Below are 15,516 nucleotides of genomic sequence, written 5' to 3' on the forward strand. Positions count from 1 at the left end.
CGTAGGCCGCTTGCGGCCGGAGCCTCGAAGCCTGCGGTGGTAGGTCATTTCGAGGCTCGCAAGCTCGCACCTCAATGACCGGGTTCCGCCTATCCGCGCGGGTTTTAAAGGTCCCGCACACTCCGCCAACGAGACGTGCTCCGCCGGCCCCCGGCTCGCCGGGGCGAGGGGCGGACGACGGAGCACATCCGGTGACGCGGTGAACGACTCAGCGAGCGGCGCTGCCCTCGACGTAGTCGGCGTCGGACTGCTTCCACGCGAAGTGGGCGCGCAGGTTCTTGCCGGTCGTCTCGATCGGGTGACCGGCCTCCTTCTCGCGCAGCTGCAGGAACTCGGCCGCGCCATTGTCCTGGTCGGCGATGAAGCGCTCGGCGAAGGCACCGGACTGGATGTCGGCCAGCACCTCCTGCATGCGCTCCTTGACCGAGGCGTCGATGACGCGCGGGCCGGAGACGTAGTCGCCGTACTCGGCGGTGTCGGAGATGCTCCACCGCTGCTTGGCGATGCCGCCCTCCCACATGAGGTCGACGATGAGCTTCAGCTCGTGCAGCACCTCGAAGTAGGCGATCTCCGGCTGGTAGCCGGCCTCGGTCAGCGTCTCGAAGCCCGCCTGGACCAGGTGCGACACGCCGCCGCACAGCACGGCCTGCTCGCCGAACAGGTCGGTCTCGGTCTCTTCGGTGAAGGTCGTCTTGATGACGCCGGCGCGCGTGCCGCCGATGGCCTTGGCGTACGACAGCGCGAGGTCCCAGGCCTTGCCGGTGGCATCCTGCTCGACACCGATGATGTCGGGGATGCCGCGACCGGCGACGAACTCGCGGCGCACCGTATGGCCGGGGGCCTTCGGGGCGACCAGCAGCACGTCGACGCCCTCGGGCGCGGTGATGTAGCCGAAGCGGATGTTGAAGCCGTGGCCGAACACCAGGGCGTCGCCGGCCACGAGATGCGGGGCGATCTCCTCGGCGTACAGCGAGCGCTGCACCTGGTCGGGCGCAAGGATCACGATAACGTCGGCCTCCTCGACGGCCTCGGCCACGGGCAGGACCCGCAGGCCCTCGGCCTCGGCCTTGGCCTTGCTCTTGGAGCCTTCCTTCAGGCCGATGCGGACGTCGACGCCCGAATCGCGCAGGTTGAGGGCGTGGGCATGGCCCTGGCTGCCGTAACCGATGACCGCGACGTTGCGGCCCTGGATGATCGACAGGTCGGCATCGTCGTCGTAGAACAACTCGGGCACGTTCTCTCCTTGGGTGGGGTATTCAGGACACCTGGGTGCCGGGCACGGCACGCAGGCTGCGGTCGGTGATGGAGCGGGCGCCGCGGCCGATGGCGACGCGGCCGGACTGGGCGATCTCACGGATGCCGAACGGTTCGAGCACCCGCAGCATCGCGTTGAGCTTGCCCGAATCGCCGGTCGCCTCGATGGTGACGGCGTCGGGGGCCACGTCGACGACCTTGGCGCGGAACAACTGCACCGTCTCGAGCACCTGGCCGCGGGTCGCCGAGTCAGTCTTGACCTTGACGAGCATGAGTTCGCGCTCCACGGCCGTCGAGGTGTCGAGTTCGACGATCTTGAGCACGTTGACCAGCTTGTTGAGCTGCTTGGTCACCTGCTCCAAGGGCAGCTCGTCGACGTTGACGACGATGGTCATGCGGCTGATCTCGGGGATCTCCGTCGGGCCGACCGCCAGCGACTCGATGTTGAAGCCCCGGCGCATGAACAGGCTGGAGACCCGCGCGAGCACGCCCGGCGTGTTCTCCACCAGGACCGAAAGGGTGTGTTGGGTCGTCATCAGAGTTCGTCTGCCTCCCAGTCGGGCGCGAGGTCGCGCGCGATCTTGATGTCGTCGTTGCTCGTGCCGGCGGCCACCATCGGCCAGACCATCGCGTCGCGCTCGACGACGAAGTCGATAACGACCGGCCGGTCGGTGACGGCCATCGCCTTCTCGATCACCTGATCGATCTCGTCGACGGACTCGCAGCGCAGGCCCACGCAGCCGTAGGCCTCGGCCAGCTTGACGAAATCGGGGATGCGCAGCGCGCCGATACTCTCCGGACCGGTGTTGAGGTCGGTGTTGGAGTAGCGGCCGTCGTAGAAGAGGGTCTGCCACTGGCGGACCATGCCGAGCGAGGAGTTGTTGATGACCGCGACCTTGATCGGAATGCCCTCGATGGCACAGGTAGCCAGCTCCTGATTGGTCATCTGGAAGCAGCCGTCGCCGTCGATGGCCCAGACCACCCGGTCGGGGGCACCCACCTGGGCACCCATCGCCGCAGGCACCGCGTAGCCCATCGTGCCGGCACCGCCGGAGTTGAGCCACTGGCGCGGGCGCTCGAAGTCGACGAAGTGCGCCGCCCACATCTGGTGCTGACCGACGCCTGCGGCGTACACGGCCTCGGGGCCGGCGATGGCGCTGAGCCGTTCGATGACGGTCTGCGGTGCCACGCCCTCGGCGGGAGCCTCGTAGGCGACCGGGTACTTGGCCTTGAGCGCGGCCATCTGCGCACGCCAGGCGGCATAGTCGCCCCGCTCGCCGTCCTCGGCCAGCGCGCCGAGCACCCCGAGGAGATCGGCGATGACCTCGCGGCAGTCGCCGACGATGGGCACGTCGGCGTGCCGGTTCTTGGAGATCTCCGCCGGGTCGATGTCGGCGTGGATCACCTTGGCACCGGGCGCGAAGGAGTCCAGATTGCCGGTGACCCGGTCGTCGAATCGCGCGCCGAGGCTGACCAGCAGATCGGCCTTCTGCAGCGCGGCCACCGCCGCGACGCTGCCGTGCATGCCCGGCATGCCCAGGTGCAGCTCGTGACTATCGGGGAAGGCACCGCGGGCCATCAGCGTCGTCACGACCGGGATGCCGTAGTCCTCGGCGAGCCGCAGCAGTTCGGCCGAGGCGCCGGCCTTGATGACGCCGCCGCCGACGTAGAGCACCGGGCATTCGGCGTCGATCATCATGCGCGCCGCCTCGCGCACCTGCTTGCCGTGCGGGTGCGTGGTCGGCCGGTAGCCGGGCAACGCCAGCTCGGTCGGCCAGGCGTACGGAACCTCGGCCTGCAGGGCGTCCTTGGCGATGTCGACGAGCACCGGGCCGGGCCGGCCGGTGCCGGCGATGTGGAAAGCCTCGGCGATCACGCGCGGGATCTGCGTCGCGTCCGTCACGAGGAAACTGTGCTTGGTGATCGGCATGGTGATGCCGCGGATGTCGGCCTCCTGGAAGCCGTCCGTGCCGATCAGGTGCGTGGAGACCTGACCGGTGATCGCGACGATGGGCACCGAGTCCATGTAGGCGTCGGCGATGGCCGTGACCAGGTTGGTCGCGCCCGGCCCCGACGTCGCCATGCAGACGCCCACCCGGCCGGTGACCATCGCGTAACCCTGCGCAGCGTGGCCGGCACCCTGCTCGTGTCGCACCAGGATGTGCCGGATCGAGGAGTCGAACAGCGGATCGTAGGCCGGCAGGATCGCACCGCCGGGAATCCCGAAGATGACCTCGACTCCGACCTGCTCCAGCGAGCGAACGAGGCTCTGGGCACCGCTCAGCGTCGGTGCCTCGGCGTCAATCGACGAAGGAGAGTTCGTCTGGCCCGTCATGGTGTGTCCTTCGGTGGTGCTGGTCGATGGTCAGGAGAATCCGGCCGGTGCGTCACATCTAGCCCGTGACATAAAAAAGCCCCTCGGCCCGAGGGCAAACGAGGGTGACGTGCGCCCCGGCGGGGCGATCACGTCATACGGATACGAGAGGAAGCGCGTACACGCGCCCCAGTCTGACCCGCCGATCCCTCCTGGTCAAGTTCCGAGACACTTGATACCACGATGTGGACGGCGGCGGGTCCTCCGGCGTCCGCCCAACCCGCCACCGCCTTACCATGAATCCCTCAGACCGCGCATAGCGTCGGCCCGTCAGGAAGAAGCGCCATGACCACCTCCGCCCCGCACCGGCTCGCCACCGGCCTGCTGCTGACCGCCCTCACCGCTGCGGCCCTGGCCGCATGCTCGGGCGAACGCCCAGACCCGGCCGACCTGAAGAAGGGGCTGACCGCCGACTCCTCACTCTTCCCGGTCGCCGAACAGCAGGCTGCGTGCGCCGCGAAGCTGCTGACGAAGTCCGACCTGTCCGACGAGGCGCTGCGCGCCATCGCCGACAGCGACGCCGACTACACCTTCACCGACGAGGAGACGTCGGACCTCGGTACTCTTCAGGTTCACGTTCTGACCGATTGCGCTCCGTGAGCCGCTCCGACTGCCGCCGATCGCCGAAAAGAAAGAAGCTCCCCCCCCAATGAAGACTCCCCTCCTCACCGCCGTTGCGGTCGCCGTCCTCGCTCTGGCCGGAGCGTGCGGAGACAGTGATCCGAAGTCCGACCCGACGAGCAAGGCCGAGGACAAGCGCCCCAGCGCCAGCGACATCTCCGAGGCCCTCTCCGCAGACGATGCCGACCCCTTCGAGATCGAGGGTTACGACGAGGTCGCCGACTGCATCGCCGAGGCGATCTACGACTCCAAACTGTCCGACGACGAGGTGCAGAACATCGTCGACGGCCAGGAGTACAACATCGACGAGGTCCGCAGCAGTTTCACGACGGCTGTCGTCTGCCAGCGCGAGGGCCGCCCCACCAGCGACGAACTCGCCGACACCTTCGAGAGCCAGAGCAGCGACAGCCTGCCCATCGACCGCGCGGGTGCCGAGTGCATGGCGGGAGTCCTGCTGAACTCCGCCATCTCCGACGAGACCTTGCGAGACATCGCCGACGAGATGATCAACATCACCGGCCTCACCGTGAGCATGCCCAGCAGCGACATCGAAGCGTGGCAAGCCATCACCGACGACGTGGTCGCCTGCCTTGCGTGACCGCGTGCCGCCCCGCTTTGCGCGCGCGACGCGGGGACGGCACAATGTGGCCCAAGAGCGGCACCACGACCGCGTAACCACCAGGAGCATAGGGAACTGCGAATGAAGAAGATCATGGCCATCACTGGTGCCAGCGCGGCGCTGATGTTCACTGCAGCCTGCGGTGCAGACCGTCCCACCGAGGCTGAGCTCTCGAAGACCATCGAGAGCCAGAGCAGCGACAGCCTGCCCATCGATGGCGACGCCGCCGACTGCATCGCCAAGTTGCTCGTCAAGTCCGATATCTCCAACGGCACGCTGGCCGATATCGCCGACGAGGAGATCAAGGTCACCGGTTACACGGTGCGCATGCCCGAAGATGACATCAAGGCATGGGAAGAGATCACCGACGACGTCGTCGCGTGCGTCATGTGATCTGCCTGCATCGATGACGGCGGCCCGTCCCGGATCTTCGGATCGGGGACGGGCCGTTGCCGTTGGGCACTTCGGCCGAGCCAGGTCCCTTTGAAGGGTGCTGCGCTCGCGCCTGCGGGGTTGACCTCGGTCCCTGAGGTGCGAGCTTGCGAGCCTCGAAGGGACTCCACCGTCGCAGGCTTCGAGGCTCACTCGTTCCTCGCTCGCACCTCAGCCAGCGGGGCCTACTGGCGGACGTTCTAAGGCGCGTAGGCCACCCGAGACTGAGCCTTCTACCAGGGGGAGGGCTCGTAGTCCTTGAGGAAGACGCCGTACAGGTCCTGCCCCGCCTCGCCGCACACGATGGGGTCGTAGACGCGCGCGGCCCCGTCAACGAGGTCCAGCGGTGCCTTGAAGCCCTCGGCGGCCAGCCGCACCTTGGTCGTGTAGGGACGCTCGTCGGTGATCCAGCCGGTGTCGACGGCCGTCATCAAGATCCTGTCGGCCTCGAACATCTCCTCGGCGCTCGTGCGGGTGAGCATGTTGAGCGCCGCCTTGGCCATGTTGGTGTGCGGGTGCCCCGCACCCTTGTAGCGCCGGCCGAACTGGCCCTCCATCGCCGAAACGTTGACCACGTACTTGCGCCGCGCGCGCGAGGCCGCCATCGCCGGCCGCAGTCGGCTGACGAGGATGAACGGCGCGACACTGTTGCACAACTGCACTTCCAGCAGTTCGAGCGCATCGACCTCGCCGACGGTCTGCACCCAGCTATTGGTGTCGACGACATCGGGCAGCAGTCCCCCGGCGTCGATGCGGTCGACGTCGGCCGACCCTGCGGTCAGCGCGATGGCCGTCAGTTCGTCGGCGGTGGTCGCGTCGGCGGCCAGCACCGGGTGCGCTTCCACCGAGCCGACCAGGGCGGCCGGATGGGCGTCGCTGGTGTGCCCGAAGGTGACCAGCTCGACCGGCGAACCGGCCGGCAGCGGCTGCGTCTCGGCCTCGGCGAGCGCCGAATAGGCACCCGGACGGCGTTTGACGGTCTGCGCGGCGTTGTTGATGAGGATGTCCAACGGCCCTGCGGCAGCGACATCGTCGGCCAGGCCGATGACCTGGGCCGGATCGCGCAGGTCGATACCCACGACCTTGAGCCGGTGCAGCCATTGGTCGGCGTCGGGCATCTGCGAGAACCGGCGCACCGCATCGCGCGGGAAGCGGGTGGTGATCGTCAGGTGGGCGCCGTCGCGCAGCAGCCGCAGGGCGATGTACATGCCGATCTTCGCCCGCCCGCCGGTCAGCAACGCCCGGCGGCCACTCAGGTCGGTGCGGGCGTCGCGCTTGGCGTGGCTGAAGGCGGCGCACTGCGGGCACAACTGGTGATAGAAGGCGTCGACCGTCGTGTACTTGTTCTTGCAGATGTAGCAGCCGCGCGGAACCAGCAACTCCCCCGCCGTCGCGCCCGGCGCGCTGGAAACCAGCGGGATACCGGCCGTCTCGTCGTCGATGCGGCTGGCCGATCCGGTCGCGGTCTGCTCGACGACGGCCCGGTCGGCGGCGTTGACCGCATCGCGCTTCACCTGGCGGCGATGGCGCTTGGCGTCCTTGAAGAAGGTCGAGGTCGCCCGGCGCAGGGCGACGAAGTCCGGATGCTCGTTGTCGAGCTGCCCGGCCTCCTTGAGCACCCGCAGGGCGATGTCCAGGTCGTCGGGATCGATGCTCACCGAAGGAGGCTATCGACCTCGAACGTCACCGGGAACGGACGGGTGAGCGTGACTGTCTGCCCCGCGCGCCAGGTGCCCAGTTCGGTGTAGACATCCGCACCGGGTTCGAGGCATAGGCCGTCAGCGCCACCTCCGGATCGATCTCGACTCGCCAGTACGCGCCGATGCCCGCAGCCGCGTACTGCGCGGGCTTGGTGATGCGATCGGTCGTCAGCGACGACCGAGACGACTTCGACGGCCAACAGAATGTCCGTCGGCGCGAGCCATTTCCCGGTCGGACTGACGTCGGAGCGCACCACCACATCGGGCTGACGGTAATTGCGGGCACCGAACTGCACCCCCATCTCGGCCGCCGGCAGATATTCATCTCCCAGTTCTCGCGACGGAACCCGGACGAGCCGCGTCGCGATGCGCGGATAGGCGCTGGCTGAGGTGCGTAGGCCTCTTGCGGCCGGAGTGGGGGCACCTCCCTGCACGAAGTGCTCCTGGGATCGAAGCCTGCGGTGGTGGGTCATTTCGCCCTTCGAGGCTGGGGGCACCTCCCTGAACGGAGCGCAGCGGAGTTCTCGGGGGACTCCTTCGTCGCAGCACCTCAGGACCCGGCTCGCAAGCTCGCACCTCAGTGACCGGCCCCGCCGAACTGCGAAATCTCGTAGGCTGCGACGGTGAGGCTTCCGATCCCCGCCGCAGCACGCACCGTGATCGACGGCGGCGAGCGGCTGCTCACCTACGAGATCGCCCAGAGCACCGTCGGCGAGAACCGGATCGGCATGACCGGCCGACCGCAGATCATCGCCCGCGTCCATTGGCGCCTGTGGCGCTATCTCAACCCGCTCAACTGGGAGACGCCGCCCATCGAGTTCGACGAAGGCGTCGCGCAACGCTGGGTCGCCGGGATCGGGACCACCGGAGGCACCGACTCGCGAGCGACCCGCGCCCGGCAGGCGATGGAGGCCGTGGGCGCGGGAGGAGGCGTCCTCGTGACCGATCGACGCCTCCTGCTGGTCGCCCTCCCCCACGGCGGCAACCCCGTCGTCCACCTGGCGCTGCCGCGCCACGACGTCGCCGAAGCCCGGTGGAGGCCGCGGCTGTTCATGGCCGGCCGGGTCATCGTGCGCTTCACCGACAGCTCGACCCTCGCCCTCATGTGCGGAATGCTCTCGCCCTTCGCTGCCCGCCGGCTGCGGCGCGCGCTGTCGACACCATCCTGAGCAGACGCCGCTTACGCGGCGGCGCGGGCGTTCATCGACCGGGGCTAGCCGGTCCGTCCGGATGCTTGGCGATCCACTTGCGCGCGGCCGCGTAACCGGCGTCGTAGAGGGACTGCTGCTGCTCGCGGCTGAGGTCGAAATCCGTCCAGCGCACGCCCTTGGGCCGGGCGAAGATCGTCCGCTCGGCGTCACGGGGATCGTCCAGGTGACGGATCTGCGTCGAATCGACCGTCGTGTAAATGAGGCTGCGCAGCATCGAGATCGGCCCGGTGACCGGTACCGCCGGGGCGCGCTCACTGGCCCGCGAACTCAGCCGGACGCCGATGGTCGGCCAGCGCGCCGGCTCGTCGTCGGTACGGTCGAAGGCCGCCACCGGATAACTCTCCAGCAGGGAGCCGTCGGCCAGCGTCGACTCGCCGTACCGACCCTTGAGCCGGACCGGCTCGAACAGGAACGGGATACCCGACGACGCCCGCACGGCCACCGGCACCGAGAACCGGTCCGGGTCGATGCCGTAGGCCGGCAGATCCCACGGAATGCGCAGGACCCGCTGACGCGACAGGTCGCTGGTGGTCACGACGAGCCGCGAGCGATGCCGCAGGTCAGAGTCGGGGTCCTCGATCACCAGGTCGCCGAAGGTCCGCACCCCGAGGTCGCCCAGCACACCGCGCAGCCAGTCGGTCAGGTGTGAGCCGCGGTACATGCCCAGGTGGAACAGGATCCCCCAGGCGTCGGCCACCCGCGGCAGACGGCTCAGCCGGTCCATCGGCGGGCGCCGGTCGAGCATGCGCCGGTAGTCGAGGGTGCGGACGATTTCGTCGGCGCCGCTGAGTGGTTCGCCGGCCTGCTGCATCGCCGCGATCACCGAGCCGACGATGGCTCCTGCCGAGGACCCGGCTACCCGTTCGAAGCGCCATCCCGCCTCGTCCAGCGCTGCGGCGGCTCCGACGAGGGCGATGCCTTTGACTCCGCCGCCTTCGAGGACCAGATCGGCCGAGCGTCGTGAATCGGGCATGTCCCGACTCTAGGCGTGGCAGTATGCAGCCTGTGATTCAGCCCGCACTCGTCCACTTCCACGATGTCGTCAGCGCCGACGGCACCACGCTGCGCGCCTGGGGCAACGACGGCGACGGGCCGCAGGTCGTCATCTCCAACGGCCTCGGCACCAACCCCTACGCCTGGCCGACGATCCTGCAGCCCGACAGCGGCCTACGGGCGGTGGGCTGGAACCACCGCGGCATCGGCGGTTCGGAGCGGCCCGCCTCCGGCCGCATCGACGTCGAGGCGCACCTGGACGACCTGGTGGCGGTCATGGACGACGCGGGCATGGAACGCCCGGTCATCGTCGCCTGGTCCATCGGAGTCAACGTGGCCTTCGAGTTCGCCGTACGCCACCCCGAGCGGGTAGCCGGCATCCTGGCGGTCGCGGGTGTCCCCGGCTCGACCTTCTCGACGATGCTCGAACCGTGGAAGGTGCCCCCGCCGGTCGCCGAACAGATCATGGTCAACCTGGCGCGCGTCACAACCGTCACAGGACACGGGCTGGCCCCCTTCACCAGCCGTATCCCGTGGACACGGTTCTCGGTCAATCTGCTCAAGATGGCCGGCCTGTTCTCCTCCGAGGCCGACAGTGCCGTGCTGCAGTCGGTCGTGCAGGAGTTCTGCACCTCCCATCCGGCCTGGTATGCGCATCTGGCGCTGGAAGCCGCGCGTCACGACCGGGTCTCGCTGTCGCAGGTGACCGTGCCGACGACGCTCATCGCCGGCACCAAGGACCTGCTGGCCGGGCCGGGCGCGATGCGCAGCGCGGCCGAGCGCATCCCCGGTGCCCGCTACCGGATCGTCGAGGGCACGCATTTCATCCCCGTGGAGCGCCCCGATGTGGTCCTCGACGAGCTGCGCCGCCTGATCGAGCGCGTGCGCGAATAAGAGATTCCGCAGATAGGCGGAACCGGTCATTGTCCCCCGCAAGCGGGAGGGGACACCAGTGCGCGTGCAGCACACCGGGTTCTGAGGTGCTGCGACGAAGGAGTCCCCCGAGAACTCCGCTGCGCTCCGTTCAGGGAGGTGCCCCCAGCCTCGAAGGGCGAAATGACCACCACCGCAAACTTCGCCCTTCGAGGTTCGGCCGTGAACGGCCTCACACCTCAGGACCCGGCTCGCTCGCACCTCAATGAGCGGCATCAACCTGTAAATCAGCGGATCCTCCGTGAACCTCGACCCCTGGAGGTGCAGCGAGGAACGAAGACGCGCGGTGCCTGTGGAAGGGCGTTTGACGGCGGCCTGACGAGCGGTGAGGCTCGGAGCAGGGTCGATCAGGGGGTGGTGAGGCACCATGAGTGTCATGGAGACGTTGCAGGTGGAGGGGCCGTGGACGGTGGCCCAGCGAGATGCGCTGCCCGATGACGGCCGCCGGTACGAGGTCGTCGACGGGGTGCTGCTCGTGAGTCCGGCACCGCGACCCGCCCATCAGGGCGTCGTCGCCCTCCTGTGGCACCTGCTACACGACGCCGCGCCGTCCGGACTTCGGGTGTACTTCGCACCATTGGATGTCGTCTTGGCCGGCGACACCGTGGTCGAACCCGATGTGCTCGTGGCACCGCGCGAGGCGTTCACCGATCTCAACCTCCCGTCGGCCCCGCTGCTGGCTGTCGAGGTGTTGTCGCCCGGCACCCGCATGATCGACCTCAATCTGAAGAAGCAGCGTTACGAACGCGCCGGCATCCCGTCGTACTGGGTCATCGACCCCGACACCCTGGTACTGACGGTCTTCGAACGGCGCGACGGCACCTACGCCGGCGTCGCGGAGGTCGGACCCGGCCAGTCCTGGACCGCCGAGCGTCCCTTCCCGGTCACGATCACGCCGGAAGACCTGCGCTACTGACCGGATCAGCCGAGTTTGTCGAGGATCAGCTCGCGGACACGGGCGGCGTCGGCCTGGCCCTTCATCTCCTTCATCACCGCGCCGATCAGTGCGCCGGCGGCCTGCACCTTGCCGTCACGGATTTTGCCGGCCACGTCCGGATTCGCCGCAATCGCACGATCCACCGCCTCGCCCAGGGCGCCGTCGTCGGAGACGACCTCCAAGCTGCGGGCGACCACGACTTCCTCGGGCGTGCCCTCCCCGGCGAGCACGCCGTCGAACACCTCGCGGGCGAGCTTATCGTTGATCCGTCCGGCGTCGATGAGCGCCTGGATGCCGGCCACCTGCGCCGGGCTGATCGCCAGCTCGGTCAGATCGACCCCGGTGTCGTTGGAACGGCGCGCCAGCTCGCCGAGCCACCACTTGCGGGCGGCCTGCGGCGCGGCACCGGCCGCGATGGTGTCGGCGACCAGATCGAGCGCCCCGGCACCGATGGTGTCGCGCATGTCGAGGTCGGAGAAACCCCACTCGGCCTGCAACCGCTTGCGCCGCTCGGCCGGCGGCTCGGGCAGCGTGCCGCGCAGCTCCTCTACCCATTCCTGTGACGGCGCGACCGGCGCGAGGTCCGGCTCGGGGAAGTAGCGGTAGTCCTCGGCGTCGGACTTCTCCCGGCCCGGTGACGTGGAGCCGTCGGACTCGTGGAAGTGTCGCGTCTCCTGCACGACCTTCTCCCCCGCGTCGAGCAGGCCTGCGTGGCGGCCGATCTCGAAGCGCACCGCCCGCTCGACCGAACGGAAGGAGTTGACGTTCTTGGTCTCGCTGCGCGTGCCGAGCACGTCGGAGCCGGTCGGCTTGAGCGACAGGTTCACGTCGGCGCGCAACGACCCCTGGTCCATGCGGGCATCGGAGACGTCGAGCGCCACCATGAGGTCGCGCAACTGGTTGACGTACGCCCGCGCGACGGCCGGAGCCTTGTCACCGGGCACCTCGATCGTCTTGGTGACGATCTCGATGAGCGGGATGCCCGCGCGGTTGTAGTCGAGCAGCGAGTGGTCGGCACCGTGGATGCGGCCGGTCGCGCCGCCGACGTGCAGCGATTTTCCGGTGTCCTCCTCCATGTGCGCCCGCTCGATCTCGATCCGGTACGTCTCGCCCTCAACCTCGACGTCCATGTAGCCGTCGAAGGCAATCGGTTCGTCGTACTGGGAGGTCTGGAAGTTCTTCGGCATGTCCGGGTAGAAGTAGTTCTTCCGGGCGAACCGGCACCACTGCGCGATCTCGCAGTTGAGCGCCAGGCCGATGCGGACGGCCGACTCGACGGCCTTGGCGTTGACGACCGGCAGCGCGCCGGGCAGGCCCAGGCACACCGGGCAGACCTGGGTGTTCGGCTCGGCACCGAAGGCCGTGGCGCAGCCGCAGAACATCTTCGTCGCGGTGTTCAGCTCGACGTGGACCTCCAGGCCCATGACCGGCTCGTAGCGGGTCAGCGCGTCCTCGAAGGAAACCATCTTGCTCATCGGACGACCTCCTCCAGGGCGGGGGCGGACACGAGGCGCTCCAGGGCGGCACCGGCGTTGTAGAGCCGATCATCGGCCATCGCCGGAGCGAGGAACTGAGCGCCGACGGGCAACCCGTCGGCCAGGCCGATGGGCACGCTGATGCCCGGCACTCCGGCGAGGTTCGCCGGGATCGTGCAGACGTCCTCCAGGTACATCGCCAGCGGGTCGGCCGACTTCTCGCCGAGCCTCCAGGCCGTCGCCGGGGCCGTCGGCGACAGCAGCACGTCGACGGTCTCGAAGGCGGCCGCGAAGTCGCGCGCGATGAGCGTGCGGACCTTCTGTGCCGAGCCGTAGTAGGCATCGTAGTAGCCGCTCGACAGCGCGTAGGTGCCCAAGACGATGCGGCGCTTGACCTCGTCGCCGAAGCCCGCCTCACGGCTGGCGGCCATGACCTGCTCGGCGGACGGATCGCCGCCCGGCAGCACCCGCAGGCCGTAGCGCATCGCGTCGAAACGGGCGAGGTTGCTGGAGACCTCACTGGGCATCACCAGGTAGTAGGCGGCGATGCCGTGGACGAAACTCGGGCAGGAAACCTCGACGATCTCCGCCCCCGCCTCGGCCAGTTTCGTGACGGCCTCGTCGAAGCGGGCGCGCACACCGGGGGCGAAGCCCTCGCCGCCCAGTTCGGCGATGACGCCGATCCTCAAACCCTCGACATCGCCGCGACGGGCCGCTTCGACGACCGACGGCACGGGCGCGTCGATGCTGGTCGAATCCATCGGATCGTGACCGGCGATGACCTCGTGCAGCAGCGCCGCGTCGAGCACCGTGCGGGCCATCGGGCCGACCTGATCCAGGCTGGACGCCATCGCGATGACACCGTAGCGCGAGACACCGCCGTAGGTGGGCTTGACGCCGACCGTGCCGGTCATGGCACCCGGCTGGCGGATCGAGCCTCCGGTGTCGGTGCCGAGGGCCAGCGGCGCTTCGTACCCGGCGACCGCCGCCGCCGAACCACCGCTGGAGCCGCCGGGGATGCGGGCGGTGTCCCACGGGTTGCGCGCCGGGCCGTACGCGGAATGCTCGTTGGACGACCCCATCGCGAACTCGTCGAGGTTGGTCTTGCCGAGGATCGGCAGGCCCGCAGCACGCAGCCGCGAAACAACCGTAGCGTCGTACGGCGGGACCCAGCCTTCGAGCATTTTCGAGCCGGCCGTGGTGGGCTGGCCGGTGGTGTTGATGAGATCCTTGACCGCGATGGGAACGCCCGCGAGCGTCGGCAGGCTCTCGCCTGCGGCCCGGCGCGTATCCACATCGGCCGCAGCCGCGATGGCCCCCTCGGCATCGATGTGCAGGAAGGCGTTCAGTGCGTCGTCGACCGCCGCGATGCGGTCGAGGTGGGCCTGCGTCGCCTCGACGGAGGTGACGTCACCGGCGGCGAGCGCGGCGGCAAGGTCGGCGGCAGTACGCCGGGTCAGATCTCCCACGATCACTCCTCCCCCAGGATCTTCGGGACGAGGAAGCGCTGCTCCTCGCTGGCCGGAGCACCGGCCAGCGCCGCCTCGGGCGTCAGGCCCGCTCGCACCTCGTCGACGCGGAACACGTTCGTGACGGGCACCGGATGGCTCATCGGCGCGACGTCGCCACCGGCGGACTCGACCACGCTCTGCACGGCGGCAACATGGTCGAGAATCGCGGGCAGCTCGGCACCGAGACGGTCGAGTTCGGTATCGGTCAGGCTGATGCGGGCGAGGCTCGCCAGATGGGCGACGTCCTCACGCGAGAGGGGCGACGACATGCGTCTCCTGGGTCGGATGGGCAGTACCGCGCCATCCTAGTGCTCCTCGCGCTGCTCCTGATCGCGGCGCTCGCGCTCGTCGAGCTGGCGCTGTAGGTCCTTGACCTGCCGACGACGGCGGGCGGCCAGGATCGACGTGATCGTTCCGGCAGTCACGAGGACGACCGCCACCGCCGCGCCGATGGCCGAGGCCGTCCGGAATCCGGGGCCGTCGACGTCGAGGATGCGCTCGCCGGCGTGGGCCGCACGACTCGTTCCGAGAACCACCGACAGGGTGAGCCAGTTCGGGATCGCCAGGAGAACGGCGATCCCGACGAGTACGCCGCGCCACGGCCAGGAGAAGAAGGGGCGGCGCACCTGTGCCAGAACGACCAGGGGCACCGCGACGAAGACGAAACCATAGAACAGCCCCCAGAGCGTGCCGCTGGCCATCGAGCCGTCGACGCGGTCGGCGATGCGCTGCGCCCACCACCGGGGGAAGAAGGCCAGCGCCAACCGGTAGGCGACGTAGCCGAGCGCGAGGGCCACGAGCAGAAGCAGGATCCGCTTCGGCCAGCGGTTCGGGTCCTGCGGCCTTTGCCATGCCGGCCGCGAGGATTCGGGCTGCAGTGACGGCGTCTCGGGCGTGCTCATGGAGTTCATCATGTCAGCCGCAGCGGCTCCGGGGGCGATTCCACGGGAGGCCCGCCGGGCAAGGCGTCTTCGTGGTGGTGAACCGCCCGCTTCCAGCGTGCTCCGCTCTGCCGCCGAACCGGCTATTTCCGCCCGTGCCTTCCTGGACAGTGAAACGAAATCCACTGCGTTGCCTCACGATCAGGCATCGCATAGGCGGAAGTCGGTCGATCCGGCTGACTCTCCACGGATATCAATCCGAGGCGGCGAGTCCTCCGCCGTCTAGCCCGAAGCTGCCGCCGAGCACGTCGAACACAACGATCAAAAAGGGTGGTCCTTCGGTGGTCATGGGTCTCCCAGTCCGTTGGCCGAGGCCCGACTCACGAGTCGGTCAGTACCGCCGGCGAGGATGCGGAGCCATCCGTGGTCGATCAGAAGGCCAGCACAGTTGTACGCGAGCGCGCCCAGGGTCGACCCCGTGGTGACCTGGGGGCAGGGAGCGATTCCACAGCCCGAGCCTCATCGATGTCCAGTACCTGAACCAGCACGATGGCCGATCCGACGACGGCTGGCAG

17 protein-coding genes are annotated in these 15,516 nt (G+C 68.8%); 6 read left to right on the top strand and 11 right to left on the bottom strand.

From position 1 onward, the window contains the following. Positions 1 to 208: 208 nt before the first annotated feature. From ilvC to QM597_RS09895, 3 genes are read right to left on the bottom strand one after another with little or no spacing between them, the layout of a single operon-like run. A complete protein-coding gene (ilvC, locus tag QM597_RS09885; RefSeq protein WP_415004718.1) occupies positions 209 to 1,234 on the bottom strand; it encodes a ketol-acid reductoisomerase in 1,026 nt (341 codons plus the stop codon). A gap of 22 nt (positions 1,235 to 1,256) precedes the next feature. Continuing rightward, a complete protein-coding gene (ilvN, locus tag QM597_RS09890) occupies positions 1,257 to 1,790 on the bottom strand; it encodes an acetolactate synthase small subunit (protein WP_415004719.1) in 534 nt (177 codons plus the stop codon). Then, complete coding sequence (locus QM597_RS09895; RefSeq protein WP_415004720.1) at positions 1,790 to 3,589, bottom strand: acetolactate synthase large subunit; 1,800 nt, start codon at positions 3,587 to 3,589, stop codon at positions 1,790 to 1,792. The genes ilvN and QM597_RS09895 overlap by 1 nt, the downstream gene beginning before the upstream one ends. Positions 3,590 to 3,913: 324 nt before the next feature. Between QM597_RS09895 and QM597_RS09900 the strand changes: the two genes are divergently transcribed. The 3 genes from QM597_RS09900 to QM597_RS09910 all read left to right on the top strand — a co-directional run bounded on the left by QM597_RS09900 (position 3,914) and on the right by QM597_RS09910 (position 5,261). Further along, a complete protein-coding gene (locus QM597_RS09900; protein ID WP_415004721.1) occupies positions 3,914 to 4,228 on the top strand; it encodes a hypothetical protein in 315 nt (104 codons plus the stop codon). A gap of 49 nt (positions 4,229 to 4,277) precedes the next feature. Beyond that, complete coding sequence (locus QM597_RS09905; protein WP_415004722.1) at positions 4,278 to 4,847, top strand: hypothetical protein; 570 nt, start codon at positions 4,278 to 4,280, stop codon at positions 4,845 to 4,847. Positions 4,848 to 4,949: 102 nt separating this feature from the next. Further along, positions 4,950 to 5,261, top strand: a complete 312-nt coding sequence (locus tag QM597_RS09910) for a hypothetical protein (RefSeq protein ID WP_415004723.1) — start codon at positions 4,950 to 4,952, stop codon at positions 5,259 to 5,261. Positions 5,262 to 5,533: 272 nt separating this feature from the next. Here QM597_RS09910 and QM597_RS09915 read toward each other — a convergent pair whose 3' ends face one another. Then, the gene (locus tag QM597_RS09915) at positions 5,534 to 6,958 is read right to left on the bottom strand and encodes an SDR family NAD(P)-dependent oxidoreductase (protein ID WP_415004724.1); all 1,425 of its coding nucleotides are present in this window, start codon (positions 6,956 to 6,958) and stop codon (positions 5,534 to 5,536) included. Next, positions 6,955 to 7,473 (bottom strand): hypothetical protein, encoded by a 519-nt coding sequence (locus tag QM597_RS09920; protein ID WP_415004725.1) that lies wholly within the window; start codon positions 7,471 to 7,473, stop codon positions 6,955 to 6,957. Before QM597_RS09920 ends, QM597_RS09915 begins: the two co-directional genes overlap by 4 nt. A 150-nt stretch (positions 7,474 to 7,623) precedes the next feature. Here QM597_RS09920 and QM597_RS09925 point away from each other — a divergent pair, with 150 nt between their 5' ends. Further along, complete coding sequence (locus QM597_RS09925; RefSeq protein ID WP_415004726.1) at positions 7,624 to 8,169, top strand: hypothetical protein; 546 nt, start codon at positions 7,624 to 7,626, stop codon at positions 8,167 to 8,169. Positions 8,170 to 8,200: 31 nt separating this feature from the next. Here QM597_RS09925 and QM597_RS09930 read toward each other — a convergent pair whose 3' ends face one another. Then, a complete protein-coding gene (locus tag QM597_RS09930) occupies positions 8,201 to 9,184 on the bottom strand; it encodes a patatin-like phospholipase family protein (RefSeq protein ID WP_415004727.1) in 984 nt (327 codons plus the stop codon). Positions 9,185 to 9,207: 23 nt separating this feature from the next. On the opposite strand from QM597_RS09930, the gene QM597_RS09935 reads away from it, so the two are divergent. Next, complete coding sequence (locus QM597_RS09935; protein WP_415004728.1) at positions 9,208 to 10,098, top strand: alpha/beta fold hydrolase; 891 nt, start codon at positions 9,208 to 9,210, stop codon at positions 10,096 to 10,098. Between the two features lie 415 nt (positions 10,099 to 10,513). Beyond that, positions 10,514 to 11,053 (top strand): Uma2 family endonuclease, encoded by a 540-nt coding sequence (locus tag QM597_RS09940; RefSeq protein WP_415004729.1) that lies wholly within the window; start codon positions 10,514 to 10,516, stop codon positions 11,051 to 11,053. 5 nt (positions 11,054 to 11,058) lie between these two features. Here the strand turns inward: QM597_RS09940 and gatB are convergent, their stop codons facing one another. The 5 genes from gatB to QM597_RS09965 all read right to left on the bottom strand — a co-directional run bounded on the left by gatB (position 11,059) and on the right by QM597_RS09965 (position 15,445). Beyond that, a complete protein-coding gene (gatB, locus tag QM597_RS09945) occupies positions 11,059 to 12,549 on the bottom strand; it encodes an Asp-tRNA(Asn)/Glu-tRNA(Gln) amidotransferase subunit GatB (protein WP_415004730.1) in 1,491 nt (496 codons plus the stop codon). Then, a complete protein-coding gene (gene gatA, locus QM597_RS09950) occupies positions 12,546 to 14,018 on the bottom strand; it encodes an Asp-tRNA(Asn)/Glu-tRNA(Gln) amidotransferase subunit GatA (RefSeq protein ID WP_415004731.1) in 1,473 nt (490 codons plus the stop codon). The genes gatB and gatA overlap by 4 nt, the downstream gene beginning before the upstream one ends. Positions 14,019 to 14,020: 2 nt before the next feature. Next, positions 14,021 to 14,329: an Asp-tRNA(Asn)/Glu-tRNA(Gln) amidotransferase subunit GatC gene (gatC, locus tag QM597_RS09955; RefSeq protein ID WP_415004732.1), complete on the bottom strand. Its 309-nt coding sequence runs from the start codon at positions 14,327 to 14,329 to the stop codon at positions 14,021 to 14,023. A gap of 36 nt (positions 14,330 to 14,365) precedes the next feature. Further along, positions 14,366 to 14,962 (bottom strand): hypothetical protein, encoded by a 597-nt coding sequence (locus QM597_RS09960; RefSeq protein WP_415004733.1) that lies wholly within the window; start codon positions 14,960 to 14,962, stop codon positions 14,366 to 14,368. Positions 14,963 to 15,286: 324 nt separating this feature from the next. After that, the gene (locus tag QM597_RS09965) at positions 15,287 to 15,445 is read right to left on the bottom strand and encodes a DUF2625 family protein (RefSeq protein WP_415004786.1); all 159 of its coding nucleotides are present in this window, start codon (positions 15,443 to 15,445) and stop codon (positions 15,287 to 15,289) included. Positions 15,446 to 15,516 lie beyond the last annotated feature (71 nt).

It is taken from the genome of Aeromicrobium sp. (assembly GCF_047607065.1).
Taxonomy (GTDB): Bacteria; Actinomycetota; Actinomycetes; order Propionibacteriales; family Nocardioidaceae; genus Aeromicrobium.